The 13,603-nt window shown below is 52.4% G+C and carries 15 protein-coding genes, 3 tRNA genes and 1 pseudogene; 7 read left to right on the top strand and 12 right to left on the bottom strand.

From position 1 onward, the window contains the following. Nucleotides 1–429, bottom strand: coding sequence for a MarR family winged helix-turn-helix transcriptional regulator (locus tag ABU178_RS07835; protein WP_397213573.1), 429 nt, complete (start codon nt 427–429; stop codon nt 1–3). Between the two features lie 169 nt (nt 430–598). Between ABU178_RS07835 and ABU178_RS07830 the strand changes: the two genes are divergently transcribed. The 4 genes from ABU178_RS07830 (at nt 599) to ABU178_RS07815 (ending at nt 4,195) form a co-directional block, all read left to right on the top strand. Next, nucleotides 599–1,453, top strand: a complete 855-nt coding sequence (locus ABU178_RS07830; protein ID WP_397213571.1) for an AraC family transcriptional regulator — start codon at nt 599–601, stop codon at nt 1,451–1,453. Nucleotides 1,454–1,490: 37 nt separating this feature from the next. After that, a complete protein-coding gene (locus ABU178_RS07825) occupies nt 1,491–1,898 on the top strand; it encodes a DUF2000 family protein (RefSeq protein ID WP_397213569.1) in 408 nt (135 codons plus the stop codon). Nucleotides 1,899–2,270: 372 nt separating this feature from the next. Continuing rightward, the gene (locus tag ABU178_RS07820) at nt 2,271–2,534 is read left to right on the top strand and encodes a biofilm/acid-resistance regulator YmgB/AriR (RefSeq protein ID WP_397213567.1); all 264 of its coding nucleotides are present in this window, start codon (nt 2,271–2,273) and stop codon (nt 2,532–2,534) included. A gap of 155 nt (nt 2,535–2,689) precedes the next feature. After that, complete coding sequence (locus ABU178_RS07815; protein ID WP_397213565.1) at nt 2,690–4,195, top strand: SulP family inorganic anion transporter; 1,506 nt, start codon at nt 2,690–2,692, stop codon at nt 4,193–4,195. A gap of 45 nt (nt 4,196–4,240) precedes the next feature. Here the strand turns inward: ABU178_RS07815 and ABU178_RS07810 are convergent, their stop codons facing one another. Both ABU178_RS07810 and ABU178_RS07805 read right to left on the bottom strand, forming a co-directional pair. After that, a complete protein-coding gene (locus tag ABU178_RS07810) occupies nt 4,241–5,368 on the bottom strand; it encodes an MFS transporter (RefSeq protein WP_397213563.1) in 1,128 nt (375 codons plus the stop codon). Nucleotides 5,369–5,660: 292 nt separating this feature from the next. Next, nucleotides 5,661–5,903, bottom strand: coding sequence for a hypothetical protein (locus tag ABU178_RS07805; protein WP_397213561.1), 243 nt, complete (start codon nt 5,901–5,903; stop codon nt 5,661–5,663). A 441-nt stretch (nt 5,904–6,344) separates the two neighbouring features. On the opposite strand from ABU178_RS07805, the gene ABU178_RS07800 reads away from it, so the two are divergent. Beyond that, nucleotides 6,345–6,656, top strand: a complete 312-nt coding sequence (locus ABU178_RS07800; protein ID WP_397213559.1) for a hypothetical protein — start codon at nt 6,345–6,347, stop codon at nt 6,654–6,656. 136 nt (nt 6,657–6,792) lie between these two features. Further along, a pseudogene (locus ABU178_RS20365) lies at nt 6,793–6,915 on the top strand (arsenical resistance protein ArsH); the annotation flags it as partial. A gap of 66 nt (nt 6,916–6,981) precedes the next feature. Here ABU178_RS20365 and arsC read toward each other — a convergent pair. After that, nucleotides 6,982–7,410: a glutaredoxin-dependent arsenate reductase gene (gene arsC / locus ABU178_RS07795; protein ID WP_397213558.1), complete on the bottom strand. Its 429-nt coding sequence runs from the start codon at nt 7,408–7,410 to the stop codon at nt 6,982–6,984. Nucleotides 7,411–7,467: 57 nt separating this feature from the next. Next, the gene (cybB, locus tag ABU178_RS07790) at nt 7,468–7,992 is read right to left on the bottom strand and encodes a cytochrome b561 (RefSeq protein ID WP_397213556.1); all 525 of its coding nucleotides are present in this window, start codon (nt 7,990–7,992) and stop codon (nt 7,468–7,470) included. Between the two features lie 368 nt (nt 7,993–8,360). Between cybB and ABU178_RS07785 the strand changes: the two genes are divergently transcribed. Next, nucleotides 8,361–9,047 carry a ZIP family metal transporter gene (locus tag ABU178_RS07785; RefSeq protein WP_397213554.1) on the top strand — a complete coding sequence of 229 codons (687 nt, stop codon included), beginning with the start codon at nt 8,361–8,363 and terminating at the stop codon, nt 9,045–9,047. 195 nt (nt 9,048–9,242) lie between these two features. Here the strand turns inward: ABU178_RS07785 and ABU178_RS07780 are convergent, their stop codons facing one another. From ABU178_RS07780 to uvrY, 7 genes are all read right to left on the bottom strand, one after another. Then, nucleotides 9,243–9,593: a DUF3147 family protein gene (locus ABU178_RS07780; protein ID WP_397213552.1), complete on the bottom strand. Its 351-nt coding sequence runs from the start codon at nt 9,591–9,593 to the stop codon at nt 9,243–9,245. A 402-nt stretch (nt 9,594–9,995) separates the two neighbouring features. After that, nucleotides 9,996–10,082: transfer RNA gene (locus tag ABU178_RS07775), tRNA-Leu, on the bottom strand. Nucleotides 10,083–10,093: 11 nt separating this feature from the next. After that, nucleotides 10,094–10,167, bottom strand: a tRNA-Cys gene (locus tag ABU178_RS07770). A gap of 42 nt (nt 10,168–10,209) precedes the next feature. After that, nucleotides 10,210–10,285: transfer RNA gene (locus tag ABU178_RS07765), tRNA-Gly, on the bottom strand. A 151-nt stretch (nt 10,286–10,436) separates the two neighbouring features. Next, complete coding sequence (pgsA, locus tag ABU178_RS07760; protein ID WP_397213550.1) at nt 10,437–10,985, bottom strand: CDP-diacylglycerol--glycerol-3-phosphate 3-phosphatidyltransferase; 549 nt, start codon at nt 10,983–10,985, stop codon at nt 10,437–10,439. Nucleotides 10,986–11,053: 68 nt separating this feature from the next. Further along, nucleotides 11,054–12,886 (bottom strand): excinuclease ABC subunit UvrC, encoded by a 1,833-nt coding sequence (gene uvrC, locus ABU178_RS07755; protein ID WP_397213548.1) that lies wholly within the window; start codon nt 12,884–12,886, stop codon nt 11,054–11,056. Continuing rightward, entirely contained in the window at nt 12,879–13,538 is a 660-nt protein-coding gene (uvrY, locus tag ABU178_RS07750) for a UvrY/SirA/GacA family response regulator transcription factor (RefSeq protein WP_397213546.1), read from the bottom strand. Before uvrY ends, uvrC begins: the two co-directional genes overlap by 8 nt. Nucleotides 13,539–13,603: the final 65 nt, after the last annotated feature.

Genomic DNA, 13,603 nt, shown 5'->3' with positions numbered 1-13,603 from the left:
TTAGATCGTCCCGAGGCTGGTCAACAATTGCTGCAATACCCGTTGGGTAACAGCCAGCTCGTGCGGATCGATGTCATTCAGCAGCTCGCTGCGCAAGGTATCCGCCTGGGTTTTGACTTCTCTGAAGGCCATATTGCCGGCATCAGTTAACATCAACAGCCGTTTGCGGCGATCTTCCGCCGGCTGGATGCGTATCACCAGGTTGTTTTTAACCAGACGACTAATCAGCGGCACCAGACTGGCATCTTCCAGGCCGAGCAGTTGCGCCAGCTCTTTTTGCGTCAGCGGCGTCGGCTCGCTTGCCAGCGTGGCGATAGCCAGCCAGCTGCTCATGCTGAGCCCGCTCTCTTTCAGACGTCGATCGATCGCCAGTCGCCAGGCATGGGCGGTAAGATGAAGCAGACGGGAAAAGTGTTGCGGTTGCGACATAAAAGCGTAGCTGCCTAATGGTTAGATATCTAACTAAATAATGACGATATTATACTCAGGAAAAAATAGCAGTGAACAGCGGTACAGCCAGAGTTTTTTTTCTGATTGCATGCGCGTCCGGTTAAATGTTAAGACCAGTCTGATAGCAACAGAGAGAAACGAGACGTTTATGATAACAACGCCGCAAAGCTGGGTCGATCTGCGTCGCGATGGAGAAAGCGGCATCGAAGCGATTCGCGCCCATTTTACCGGCCACGCTTACGATCCGCACTGGCACGACAGCTATCTGATTGGCGTCACGGAGCAAGGCGTTCAGCAATTTCACTCCCGCCGCCGTCAGCATCGCAGCCGCCCCGGCACGGTTTTTATGCTGGAACCGGAAGAGATTCATGACGGCGACGCCATTGATGACCAGGGTTTCACCTATCGTATGCTCTACGTTTCACAGGCGTATGTGCATCATCAGCTCAGCGACTTTTTTGCCGCTGCGCCTGCGGGTCAGGAGCTGCACTTTGCCGCCACGCTACGACAGGATACGCAGCTGGCTCAAGCCCTCTGGTGCTGCTTCGATTATCTCTGGCAGGATGAGATAAAAATGGTGAAAGAGGCGGCGCTGGATCGCCTGTTTCTGCTACTGAGCCAGCATCCGCTGTGGCGTAACAACGAGCCCCTTGCATGCCACGATAAAAGCCTGGCGCAGCGGGCGCGTGACTGGCTGATAGCCCATTCCACGGAAAACCCCGGCCTGCAGACGATGGCGCAGGCGCTGAATGTGGATCGCTTTCGCCTGTCGCGTGAATTTCAGGCGGCGTTCGGCCTGCCGCCCCATGCGTGGCTGATCCAGCTGCGTCTGTGTCAGGCCCGTCAGCTGCTCGCGACGGGTCGCCACTCTCCTGCCGACGTGGCGGCGCAGCTTGGCTTTGCCGATCAAAGTCATCTGGGACGCTGGTTTAAACGAACCTGCCATATCAGCCCCGCCCGTTATCAACTCGCCTGCACAAATCTTCCAGACCCACGCCGCTAGCTTTGCCATGATGCCCTTTTATAAAGGAGAAATGGTAATGCAAGAACAGCGATGTGTGATGGTTTTGAATGAGGCGCTGCCGCCCGGGAAAGCAACAAACGCTGCGGCAGTGCTCGCCCTGACGCTCGGACAGCGCCACCCGCGTTTTGTCGGCGAACCGCTGGTTGATGCGGAGCAGCGCGATTATCCAGGTCTGATTCCGGTTGGTATTCCGGTGCTGGCCGCCAGCCAGACAGAGTTCAGCGCGCTGCGTGACCGCTGCGTCAGCGAGGAGGTTGATCTGATCCTGTTCCCGGAACAGGGCCAGACCACCACTGATTATCAGGCGTTCAGCGATGCCATGCGCCAGATACCCGGCGAAAACTGGCGTTTGCTCGGGCTGGCCATTGTTGGCGAAAAGAAAGCGCTGCGTAAGTTGACGGCGAAACTGCGTCTGTTTGGTTAGCAACAGGCGCACAGGCCACGAATAAACTTCCCCAATCAAAGCCTGTACAACCTTTTTGTACAGGTTTCAGCTAAGAATTTTCTTCATAAAGCTTTGTTTGCTAATAATTAGCACAAAATGATCACTTTCTTATTGTACAGATTACCTCAGTTTGTATAACTTTACCTGCGTGAATCAAAACGAAGATTCTTGTAACGAATGACGCACTTGCGTCACCTCTGAAGGTGTAAGTGGATTTCCACCTTCAGAGGTCCTTTTTTATCCTGGTTTGTTGAGCAATGGCTTATCGCATCTGTCCATGCGATGGCCGTTTTTTCATCCTTTTGTCCTGACATCCCAACGGAAGATCGGGCGATTTTGAAGGGCTACACCATGCCAAATGCATTACCTAAAACGGATAAAGAGATCGCCGATTACTTCAATGTTGCTGCGAACAAAAGCGCAAGCGATATGGAAGTGTTAGGCCTGGTGGTCGCTGAAATCCTGCAATCCGGCTTGCCGGTCAGCAATAAAGCAATTATTTCAAAGCTGATCCATCGCCTCGAACTGGAAAGCGATATCATTTCGCTGGATGTTTATCGTCAGCTGCTGGAGCTGGTGGTGCATAAAACACCGGATGATGATCTGTCGATGTAAGTCATGATTCCATGGATGGAATCGCCCTCCTCTGCTTTCAGCGCTGGCATCCTGCATCATTGCCCGGTAACATCTGGATCGTACTGTGAATCTCCTTCATTTATCTCTGCACCTTTCCTGTCAGAGAGCAAAATAAAAAGAGCCTGCAAAAAACTATGAGTCACTCAAATGACGTCGCTACGCATGAGCATGTGGACAGCGAATTGAGTGTGGGACGTGTGTTGCGTTCGCCCACACTGCTCACCCGTGAATGTCTGGCCGGTGTGATTACCGCGCTGGCCCTGATCCCCGAAGTGATCTCTTTTTCCGTTATCGCCGGTGTCGATCCCAAGGTGAGTCTTGTCGCATCCGTAGTGTTGTGCCTGACGCTTTCCATCCTGGGAGGCCGTCCGGCAATGGTCACCGCCGCAGCGGGTTCCGTTGCGCTGGTTATCGGGCCGATGGTGCATGCGCACGGCGTGGAATATATTTTGCCGGCGGTAATCATGGGCGGCGTGATTCAGATCCTTTTCGGCCTCGCCGGTCTGGCGCGCATGATGCGCTATATTCCCCGCTCGGTGATGCTCGGCTTCGTTAATGCCCTTGGCATTTTGATCTTCTTTGCTCAGGTGCCGCACGTCTGGGGCCAGTCAGGTGTGGTGTGGGTGCTGTTTGCCGTGACGCTGGCGATTGTGCTGCTGCTGCCGCGGGTGCTGAAAAGCGTGCCGTCGCCGCTGGTTGCGATTGTAGCGGTGACTGCCGTCGCGCTGCTGCTAGGCTATCGCGTGCCCAATGTGGGCGATGAAGGGCCGATGAGCGCCGGCCTTCCGGGCTTCACGCAACTGCTGGTGCCGCTGAATCTGCAAACGTTGCAGATAATCTGGCCAACCGCGCTGAGTATCGCTTTTGTCGGTCTGATGGAGTCGCTGCTCACCGCGAAGCTGGTGGATGATATTACCGATACTCCTTCCGGCAAACGCCGTGAATCCTGGGGACTGGGCGTGGCGAATATTCTCGCTGGCTTTTACGGCGGCATTGCCGGTTGCGCCATGATTGGACAAACCATCGTTAACGTTGAGCTGGGCAAAGCGCGTACCCGTGTCTCCACTGTGGCGGCGGGGCTGGTATTGCTGCTGCTGGTGACCGGACTGAGCCAGGTAATGGCGCGCATTCCAATGGTGGTGCTGGCCGGTATTATGATGGTGGTGGCGGTAAAAACGGTCAACTGGCATAGCCTCCAGCCCGCCACCCTGAAGCGCATGCCCTGGTCTGAAACCTTTTTGATGGTGCTGACTGTCGCGGTCACCGTCTGGACCGGTAACCTTGCAATAGGCGTGCTGGCAGGCGTGATCATCGCCATGATACTGTTTGCCCGCCGTATCGCGCATGTGATTCACGCGGAGCGTCATCTCAGCGAAGATGGCGAGCAGGTAAACTATCTGGTTCGCGGTCCGCTTTTCTTTGCCAGCAGCAATGACCTGTTCGAACATTTCGATTATGCGCACGATCCGAAACAGGTCACGATAGATTTAACCCACGCGCAAGTCTGGGACGCCTCCAGCGTTGCGGCGCTGGACGCCATTGAATACCGTTATCAGCGTTATGGTGCGACGGTAACGATTGTGGGTCTTGACGTACGCAGCACTGATTTCCATCGTCGCCTGACGGGGAACCTGGGCTAAGCCGTACCGCCTGCGCCAGCCCTGGCGCAGGCCTGTTCTCTCTCTTCACTCCCCGCGTTTACCGCTCATCATCAGACAGCCCAGCGCGACCAGAGCAAATATTGCCGCACCGGTAAAAACCACCGACAGATCGCCCGGAATAAACTCCATAAAGCTTGAGAGAAACTGGCCGGAAAAGAGCGCCATTGCCAGCCAGGCGAGGTTACGTCCACGCACGTTTTCTGCGCTCTGCTCAACGGTCATATGATTGACCAGCGGCACGGAAAGGCCGAAGCCGCAGCCCATCATGACTCCGCCGAGGACAAAAAGCGGCAGCGTGGCGGCAAAAGCAAAAACCAGATGCGCCAGCGCATAAAATAAAAAAGCCAGGCAGAGCGTCTTTTTATCAGTCAGAAACGATATGACGCGCGGCATAAGAAAAGCAGCAACAACCGCGATCAGCGAGATAAATGAAAGAAAGTAGCCGGTTTGCGCGGCGTTGATGCCGGCGTCATGAAAATGCTGGGGAATCACGATCACGCCGGTAAAAAAACAGATCATTGAACAGACCGCGGCGAACCAGACGGTTTTTAGCGAACCCGCAGCGGGTACCGCGCCATGATCGGACAATCCCTGTTCGGTTACAGGCGGTTTCGGCACAAACAACATCAACATAATTAACAGCAGCCAGGCGAGCAGATAGAGCAGGAAAGGCCAGCGCCAGCCTGCCGTCGCCAGTAGCCCGCCAATCGACAGAAATATTACTCCGCCAAGCTCAATAGACATGCCCTGCTGCGCAATCATTTTCAGTCGGGCATTTCCCTGGAAAAACCCCGAAATCAGTCCGGTGCCGGACGCCATTACCAGTGCCGTTGCGCCGCCTAATAACAGCCGGTTAAGCAGCACCGGCACCAGGCCGTGCAAGAAAACGCCTCCTGCGCCGAGCAGACCATAAAGAAAAAGTCCCCAGCGTAACGCGCCATGCGCGCCCATCTTATCGATGGTTTTACCGGCCAGCGGTCCAAAAATGACTACGCCAAGAGAAGGCACGGTCACCAGCCAGCTTGCTGCTTGAGGAACGCCCAATTGCAGCGCAATGGTATTGAGCCCCGGCACGATCACGCATCCTACCATTATGGTCAGGCAGGCCACGCTCAACAGCGTGAAGGCACCAGCTTTACTTAACTGATTCATGGTTTCCCCTGAGCACTTATCCGAATAACGGATCAAATATCCAATATGTGGTTAACATTCTTAAGCGCATCGGCGTGCGTGTCAATGCGCTCGCTGCAAAGAAAAATCATGTACTCAGTTGCCAGGGTTTGACAGGCTCTGCTTATGGATGTTGTAATTAAAAGCAGTTTAAGTAAAGCTAAACTGTTCAGCCTGTCCAGGTAAAGACGGCCAGATGAAGATAAAGTACAGAATAAATAAAAACTGAAACGCCCTTTGTCAGCGACGCTATGTAAAAGCTCAGGAGCTTAAGTTAATGCTTATGCGGAGGCTGTGAGTGACTTTCAAGGTAATCAATATGTTTTTCAAGGCTTGCTATCAGTTTTTTTGCCATGTCAGCGGTTAAACCAAAAAAAACAGAGTGCGTTTCTTTACCCATTGATTTGCTAATTTCATCAATATAGCCAAACTGCAACACAATGGCTTTTTGATCAATGAGTGGACCTATATGCCATCCGGTAATGGGGAAAAAGGTGAAATTTTTATAACTGGTCAATGTAATGCCTCGCGTTGCTGGTATGTAATACCGAACAATAGCAGCTTTAACGTCATCTGTACGATAACCAGATTAAGCCCACAGATTTTTTGAGTTTTATGGCCTGTTACCTGAGAAAAATCCCACTGCAATGGTCTCACGGAACTGTTTTTTCTTGCCCTCGCGACGCCCGCCTTTAGCGAAATTTTCCTGGACATTCGTGATCTCTGCACAAGATGCTTTGATGCCATAGTAGTATAGTGCATTTTCTGTATCTCTTTGAAAATACTAACTATCTGTTATGTGATCGCGTAATAGCAAATAATGAATTTATGCTGGCAGCAGATGGCGAGAAAAGCGCAGGCTCAATCACACAGAATTTACCAAACGGGCAGGTCATATCACAGATTCAGACTTATTCTGAAGGTGATAAAAGATTGCCTGAAGCACAAGGAAGGCTTTATGAAAAATCAAAACGTCATCCCGATGGAGGGGTTTTATGTCTCCGGCAATAATCCTTCAATGAAACTGATCGTCACGGAAGTGATTGTCATAGAGCTGGATGAAGCAGAAGAGGACGATCCCTTTTTTGTCGTTAATGCGGTTAACGAAGATGATGACGATGATGTGTCTTTGCCCGCTTATGAATTCATCCCGGATGAATGGTGGCAATTTGTCAGAAGCAACCAGCTAAAATTTGTGCCTGAAACGCATATACCCGAAGCCGATTTGCGTAGTTTCCTCGCTAAGGTAAGAACGCGTGGCAATTCGTAAGCGCTTCCTGGAAAAAGAGTTTAACGAGGCAGTATGGCTTTGAATACTGCAGCAAACGCACTTTGTGAGCTGGAACATCCGATACGCTTCAGCGTGTACCAGAGCGGGTCATGACGACTTGCCGGTTAGCGAACGGGTGGACGCGTTGAAAGAGTTGATAAAGTTCACCCTGCTGACGCGCGATCGTAGTGACTACCTCACCGACCGCTACGGTGGAAGGAAAGAGAGTGCTGAGCGGATCAATGCGCGAAGCACATGAAAAAAGCCGGTAGGTGCCGGCTTTTATTTTTCACGATAACCGCCTTACTGACTGCCTGCTGAAAGATTAGTGGCTGACGCAGTTACCGTGTTCATCAATCACTTTTTCACCGTCTTCTTTGGTAAACACTCCCTGCTGCGGGTCCGGCAGAATCTCCAGAACCGCTTCAGACGGGCGGCAGAGTTTTGTGCCGAGCGGCGTTACTACCACCGGGCGGTTGATGAGAATGGGCTGGGCCAGCATGGCGTCCAGCAGCTCGTCATCGCTGAACCGGTCTTCTTCCAGCCCGAGCTGCTCATACGGTTCGGTATTTTTGCGCAGCAAGGCCCGCACGCTGATGCTCATGTCTGCAATCAGTTTTTTCAGTTCGTCGCGCGACGGTGGCGTCTCCAGATAGAGAATCACTGTTGGTTCGTTGCCGCTGTTGCGGATAAGCGCCAGGGTGTTACGGGACGTTCCACAGGCCGGGTTGTGGTAAATGGTAATGTTAGTCATAAGCGATTCTCTGTCAGGGATCTGTGCACCGGTTTTAAAATCTTCAAAATCACAGGTTCAGGGCAACATTCTGCACACCGTATTATCCCGCAAGAAGCAGTGATGGAAGATGGCCGCCAGCGCATGTAGACCAATCAGCCAGTAACCCAGCGGTGCTAACGTTTCATGCAAGTTGATGAGCATTGAAGCTGTGGCTGGATCGGGGGTTGCCGCGACAGGCATATTCAGCCCAAACAGCGACCACTCTTTACCGCGCAGATAACGTGACGTCAGGCCCAGCACAGGTAAAACAGTGAAGAGCGCATAAAGCACCGTGTGTACCAGATGTGATATCCCGGTCTGCCAGCGCGCCACCGGCGGCGTAATGGAAGGTGTAATTTTACGGGCGCGCAGATACAGACGGGCAACCATAGTGATCATTACGCAAAAGCCTGCTGAGAAATGCGTAATGATGACAGCATTGCGCTGCCAGCTCCCCTTCTCTGCCAGTCCGCGTAACTCAATCGTGGCGTAAGCCACAATAAGCAGTAGCACCGTCAGCCAGTGAAAAAATATTTGTGAACGTGCATATTTTTCCCGCATTTATTTACCTCTCATCGGTATATTTTGCTCACCCTACCACTTAATTCTTATGAGTATATTAAGGGCTTACCTGCATCTGATTTTCATTCAACATTAAAGCCACCCGTCCCGGTTAATGTTTCAACACTTATAGCACTGGCTATCAAACTTAGCAATAGCTATAAGCACTTGAATTTTATGGTTTTTTCGTTTCGCTGTTTGTGGCAGGATAGCGACCTCTTAAAAACGTTAAGCCTCTCCCCCGTTTCGGGAGCCCGGCCAGGAATCGGTGCCAGGCGCGGTAACCCGCGCTTTTTTCGGCACAACAGCCTGATATTGCGATGCCCCTTTCTTGCATGGCAATGTGATATTACACAAAAGATCGTTACATGTTCTTCACTCTGCTTTACACCCTCTTTCCTGTTAGCGCTGCGATAGCGGGTGCCGGTGCTGCACTTTTCCGCCAGCCGGGCGAAAAAACCATGAGCCTGATACACCATTTTACCGCTGGCGTGATCTTTTCCGCAGCAGCCACCGAGGTGCTTCCTGGCCTGAAACAGCATTCGATGATAGCGGTACTGGCAGGCGGCGTGACCGGCGTCGCGCTGATGATGCTTATTCAGTACTATGGCGAAAAGGCGGCCAGTAAATCAGGCATGCTGGTAGCCATCGGCATCGACATATTCATTGACGGATTAGTGTTGGGGATAAGTTTCGCGGCAGGTGCCAAAACCGGCATGATGCTGACGCTAGCCCTGACACTTGAGATCCTCTTCCTGGGTCTGTCAGTAGTGGGTAATTTGAAATCTATGCTGGGCAGTAAAGTAAAGGTGCTTCTTGCCGTGGCAGGTATTGCGCTGCTTTTGCCGACTGGTGCCATGATAGGTACACCCGTTGCTCATCTGGGCGAGTTCTGGTTGACCTATTTCCTTTCATTTGGTCTGGTGGCTTTGCTTTATCTGGTTACGGAAGAACTACTTGTAGAGGCGCACCAGGGTGACCGGGATACGCCACTTGGAACCGCGATGTTTTTTGCGGGATTCATGATCCTGATGCTCATAGAAGAAGGACTCTGATACTGGTGCCAGAAGTTCAGTACCCATAGCGCTACGACACGGTAAATGCTTCACATTTAATTTTTTCAGATCATCCGTCTGCTTTCGCTCATAACAGCCCCAATTGGCTTCAGCATGGCTGTTTCGTGCCAAAAGCGGTCTTTAAAAATGTTGGAGCAAGTTAATCAATGGAAACAAATGAGCAGCCGGTAATGCCTACATAAGAATGATACCAAACCGCTTCAGAAGCAGCGTCCAGAGTGCGAAGAGCACGACAGTAAGTGCGCAGGATATTAACAGCGTGAGCCAAAAGCCGGTGCGCTGGTAGAGAAACGGAAACAGGATAAACATTGGCAGCGTCGGCACCACATACCAGAAGGTGTACCAGGCGTGGGCGCTGATTTTTTCCTGTGTTTGTCCTTCCAGTTTCATCCAGATCAGTACCAGTACGGTGACCAGTGGCAAGGCAGCCAGCAGGCCGCCCAGGCGATCGCTGCGCTTCGCTGTTTCTGAAATAAGCACCACCATAAAGGCAGTGATCGCATATTTTGAGATAAGCCAGAGCATTTTTTCCCGTTGATTGTCATTGAACCGGCAGGCTGGTGCCGTGCCAGATTACTTATTTCAGATAAGAGCGAATAACCGCCACGATCTCTTCAAGCTTCTCGCTCTGCTCCTGCTGTGTAGCATCTTCACGCATTTCTCTCCCGTTTCCAGGGCCGTTTCCAGCGATGCCGCCTGACCTTTAATGCATCTTACGTGGGTAAGGAGACTTTTCTGGCGTTTTAAGGTGTGCGCCATTACCGACCTGGTATAAACGTAAAATTGCTGTTATGCCGGTTGTGGGAGATAAAGAAGGGTAAATTATATTCTGAAAACGGCAAGCAGGCACAAAAAAACCGCCCTCGGGCGGTCACGACATTACTACATATTGCTTTGTTTTAATTCGGGTTTTTATCGGTAAAGCGATGGTGCCCGGGGCGGGACTTGAACCCGCACAGCCATACAGCCGAGGGATTTTAAATCCCTTGTGTCTACCGATTTCACCACCCGGGCAGGGTGTAAAGTGGAGGCGCGTCCCGGAGTCGAACCGAGGTGGACGGATTTGCAATCCGCTGCATGGCCACTCTGCCAACGCGCCTTAATTCCGCTGTTCTTCAGAAAAGGATCTGAAAAACGAATCTGGAGCGGGAAACGAGACTCGAACTCGCGACCCCGACCTTGGCAAGGTCGTGCTCTACCAACTGAGCTATTCCCGCTTTTAACAGCAGTTTTACCAACTTGCTGATTTAATTTATCTTCTGACAGACTGGCTGCCGTTCGATGCGATGCATTCTACTGACCTGACGCGATGAGTCAATAAAATTATCCGTACGCTGCGTGCGTTTGCTGCTTTTTAAATCGCATCGATCACCGTTCGAACAGATCGCCGCGCGCCGCGTTAAGATACTGGAACATTGACCAGAAGGTCAGCACCGCCGCGATATAAAGCGCCAGCACGCCAACACCAATCACCGTGCCGTCAGGACGCCAGAGCAAGGCGACCAGCGACAGCATCTGTGCGGTGGTTTTCACTTTCCCAATCCATGACACCGCCACGCTGCTGCGCTTGCCAATCTCTGCCATCCATTCACGCAGCGCAGAAATAATAATCTCGCGGGCAATCATAGTGGCCGCCGGCAGCGTAATCCACCAGGCATGGAAATATTCGGCCACCAGCACCAATGCCATCGCCACCATGACTTTGTCTGCGACGGGATCGAGGAACGCCCCAAAGCGCGTGGTCTGTTTCCAGCGGCGCGCCAGAAAGCCATCAAACCAGTCAGTCACGGCGGCGACGACAAAGATCAATGCGGTCACCAAAGGCGCCCAGTGGAATGGCAAATAGAACGCCAGCACAAAGAACGGGATCAGAACGACACGAAACAGGGTAAGACACGTCGGTATGTTAAATTGCATATGCCGGTAACTGTCTGGATTGGGTAGAATTTCATATATGTTCCTACATTGCCCCCCCTGTTTCAATGCTAGGGTTTGAGGGAATAGTAGATTTTTTCCGCGAGAGCGAATGAGATACCCGGGACTTTGGCAATCTCTTCTACCGTGGCATTCATCAAGGGTTGCAGGCCGCCCATGTACTTAAGCAGCTGCTGGCGCCGTTTAGGCCCTACTCCTTCGATGCTTTCCAGCGCACTGGTATTTTTCACCTTGGCGCGTTTTTTACGGTGGCCCGAAATGGCGTGATTGTGAGCGTCGTCACGAATATGCTGAATCACATGCAGAGCAGGTGAGTCCGACGGCATTGAAAAGCCCTCGCCTTCCGGCTCGAAAAACAGCGTTTCCAGTCCTGCTTTACGATCGCTGCCTTTGGCGACGCCCAGCATCACGGGGCGATCTTTATCCCAGGGCACATTCAGTTCAGCAAAAACATTTTTCGCCTGCGCCAGCTGCCCTTTCCCGCCGTCAATCAGAATCACATCGGGGATCTTATCCTCTTCCAGCGCCTTGCCATAGCGCCGACGCAGCACCTGATTCATGGCCGCATAGTCATCCCCGGGGGTGATGCCGACAATATTGTAACGCCGGTACTCCGCACGCAGCGGACCATTATTGTCAAATACCACACAGGAAGCGACGGTCTGTTCACCCATGGTATGGCTGATATCGAAACATTCCATGCGCGTAATGCGATCCAGGTGCAGAAACTCAGCCAGCGCCATCAGACGCTGCTGGATAGTAGACTGCTGCGACAGGCGGGTCACTAACGCCGTACCGGCATTGGTGCGCGCCAGCTTCAGGTAGCGGGCGCGGTCGCCGCGCGGTTTGCTCTGAATATTAACGCGGCGCCCCGCCAGCTCGCTCAGGGAGTCAGCCAGCAGTTCCCGCTCGGGCAGATTAAAATCGAGCAGAATCTCACCCGGCAGCGTTCGCGCCTCGCTGCCCTGCAGATAAAACTGACCGACAAAGGTTTGCACCACTTCCGCCAGATCGGTATCCGCCGGGACTTTGGGGAAGTAGCTACGGCTGCCAAGCACTTTACCCTGACGGATAAAGAGCACATGCAGGCAGGCCATGCCGGCATCATAGGCCACGCTCATTACATCGAGGTCGTCGCCCTGATTAGAGACGAACTGCTTTTCAGTGATACGACGCACCGCCTGGATCTGATCGCGTAGCCTCGCCGCCTCTTCAAAACGCAGCCCTGTGCTCGCCTCTTCCATGCGTTTTACCAGCATGTTGAGAACCTGATCGTCCTTGCCGGCAAGAAAGAGCCGCACATAGTCTGTCTGCTGCGCATACTCTTCTTCGCTGACCAGTCCCGCGACGCAGGGACCGAGGCAACGTCCAATCTGATATTGCAGACAGGGACGCGACCGGTTGCGGTACACGCTGTTTTCGCACTGGCGAACAGGGAACACTTTTTGCAGCAGCGCCAGGGTTTCACGCACCGCATAGCCGTTGGGGAACGGGCCAAAATATTCCCCTTTGGCATGCTTCGCGCCGCGGTGCATCGCCAGACGCGGATGGGTATCGCTACTGAGAAAAATATAGGGATAAGATTTATCGTCACGCAACAGCACGTTATAGCGCGGCTGATAGAGCTTGATGTAATTATGTTCAAGCAGCAGCGCTTCCGTCTCAGTATGTGTGACGGTAACATCGATTTGATGAATATTTGCCACCAGCGCTTCGGTTTTCCGGCTGCCCACTTGGGTGCGAAAATAGCTGCTGAGGCGCTTCTTGAGATCTTTGGCTTTGCCTACATAGATAACCGTACCCGAGGCGTCATACATACGATAAACGCCAGGCTGGCTGGTTACTGTGCTAAGAAATGCCTTGGGGTTGAAAACTTCACTCACTACTGATTAACGGCTCCGCATTGAACAGGCCATGTCGAATGGCCAGATGCGTTAACTCTACGTCACCGCTGATATTTAACTTACTGAACATGCGGTAACGGTAGCTGTTAACGGTTTTAGGACTGAGATTAAGCTGCTCGGAAATTTCCGTCACCTTTTGCCCCTTGGTGATCATCAGCATAATCTGCAATTCCCTTTCCGACAAACAGCTGAAGGGCGATTCCGCTTTTTGCGGCTCAATCTGACTGAGCGCCATCTGTTGCGCGATATCTGACGCGATATAACGCTGGCCCGCATGCACCGAGCGAATAGCGTTTACCACTTCCTGCGGCGCGGCGCCTTTGCTCAGGTAGCCTGCGGCTCCCGCCTGCATCACCTTCGCCGGCAGCGGATTTTCAGTATGGATGGTTAACATGATGATTTTGATGTCGGGATTGAAGCGTGCAATTTTGCGGGTGGCTTCCAGTCCGCCAATCCCCGGCATATTCATATCCATTAAAATGACATCGACCGGTTGGTTGCGACACCATTTAACCGCATCCTCTCCGCAACAGGCTTCTCCCGCAACCAAAATACCTTTCATGTCTTCCAGTATGCGGCGAATACCGGCACGCACCAGTTCATGGTCATCAACAAGAAGCACGCTGATCAACGAGGAGTACTCCGAATGCTAAAGTGAAGAGAAGTTATATTTCAGGCCGATTAGCATACCTGTTT

Source organism: Pantoea osteomyelitidis (assembly GCF_044342975.1).
Classification (GTDB): Bacteria; Pseudomonadota; Gammaproteobacteria; order Enterobacterales; family Enterobacteriaceae; genus Pantoea; species Pantoea osteomyelitidis.
The sequence above is the reverse complement of the archived record's forward strand: the minus strand, read 5'-3'. Positions and strand labels throughout refer to the sequence as shown.

What these genes read in the sequence shown, in the direction of transcription:
- ABU178_RS07835 (WP_397213573.1), bottom strand. Translation starts at nt 429, where the DNA reads ATGTCGCAACCGCAACACTTTTCCCGTCTGCTTCATCTTACCGCCCAT.
- ABU178_RS07830 (WP_397213571.1), top strand. Translation starts at nt 599, where the DNA reads ATGATAACAACGCCGCAAAGCTGGGTCGATCTGCGTCGCGATGGAGAA.
- ABU178_RS07825 (WP_397213569.1), top strand. Translation starts at nt 1,491, where the DNA reads ATGCAAGAACAGCGATGTGTGATGGTTTTGAATGAGGCGCTGCCGCCC.
- ABU178_RS07820 (WP_397213567.1), top strand. Translation starts at nt 2,271, where the DNA reads ATGCCAAATGCATTACCTAAAACGGATAAAGAGATCGCCGATTACTTC.
- ABU178_RS07815 (WP_397213565.1), top strand. Translation starts at nt 2,690, where the DNA reads ATGAGTCACTCAAATGACGTCGCTACGCATGAGCATGTGGACAGCGAA.
- ABU178_RS07810 (WP_397213563.1), bottom strand. Translation starts at nt 5,368, where the DNA reads ATGAATCAGTTAAGTAAAGCTGGTGCCTTCACGCTGTTGAGCGTGGCC.
- ABU178_RS07800 (WP_397213559.1), top strand. Translation starts at nt 6,345, where the DNA reads ATGAAAAATCAAAACGTCATCCCGATGGAGGGGTTTTATGTCTCCGGC.
- arsC (WP_397213558.1), bottom strand. Translation starts at nt 7,410, where the DNA reads ATGACTAACATTACCATTTACCACAACCCGGCCTGTGGAACGTCCCGT.
- cybB (WP_397213556.1), bottom strand. Translation starts at nt 7,992, where the DNA reads ATGCGGGAAAAATATGCACGTTCACAAATATTTTTTCACTGGCTGACG.
- ABU178_RS07785 (WP_397213554.1), top strand. Translation starts at nt 8,361, where the DNA reads ATGTTCTTCACTCTGCTTTACACCCTCTTTCCTGTTAGCGCTGCGATA.
- ABU178_RS07780 (WP_397213552.1), bottom strand. Translation starts at nt 9,593, where the DNA reads ATGCTCTGGCTTATCTCAAAATATGCGATCACTGCCTTTATGGTGGTG.
- pgsA (WP_397213550.1), bottom strand. Translation starts at nt 10,985, where the DNA reads ATGCAATTTAACATACCGACGTGTCTTACCCTGTTTCGTGTCGTTCTG.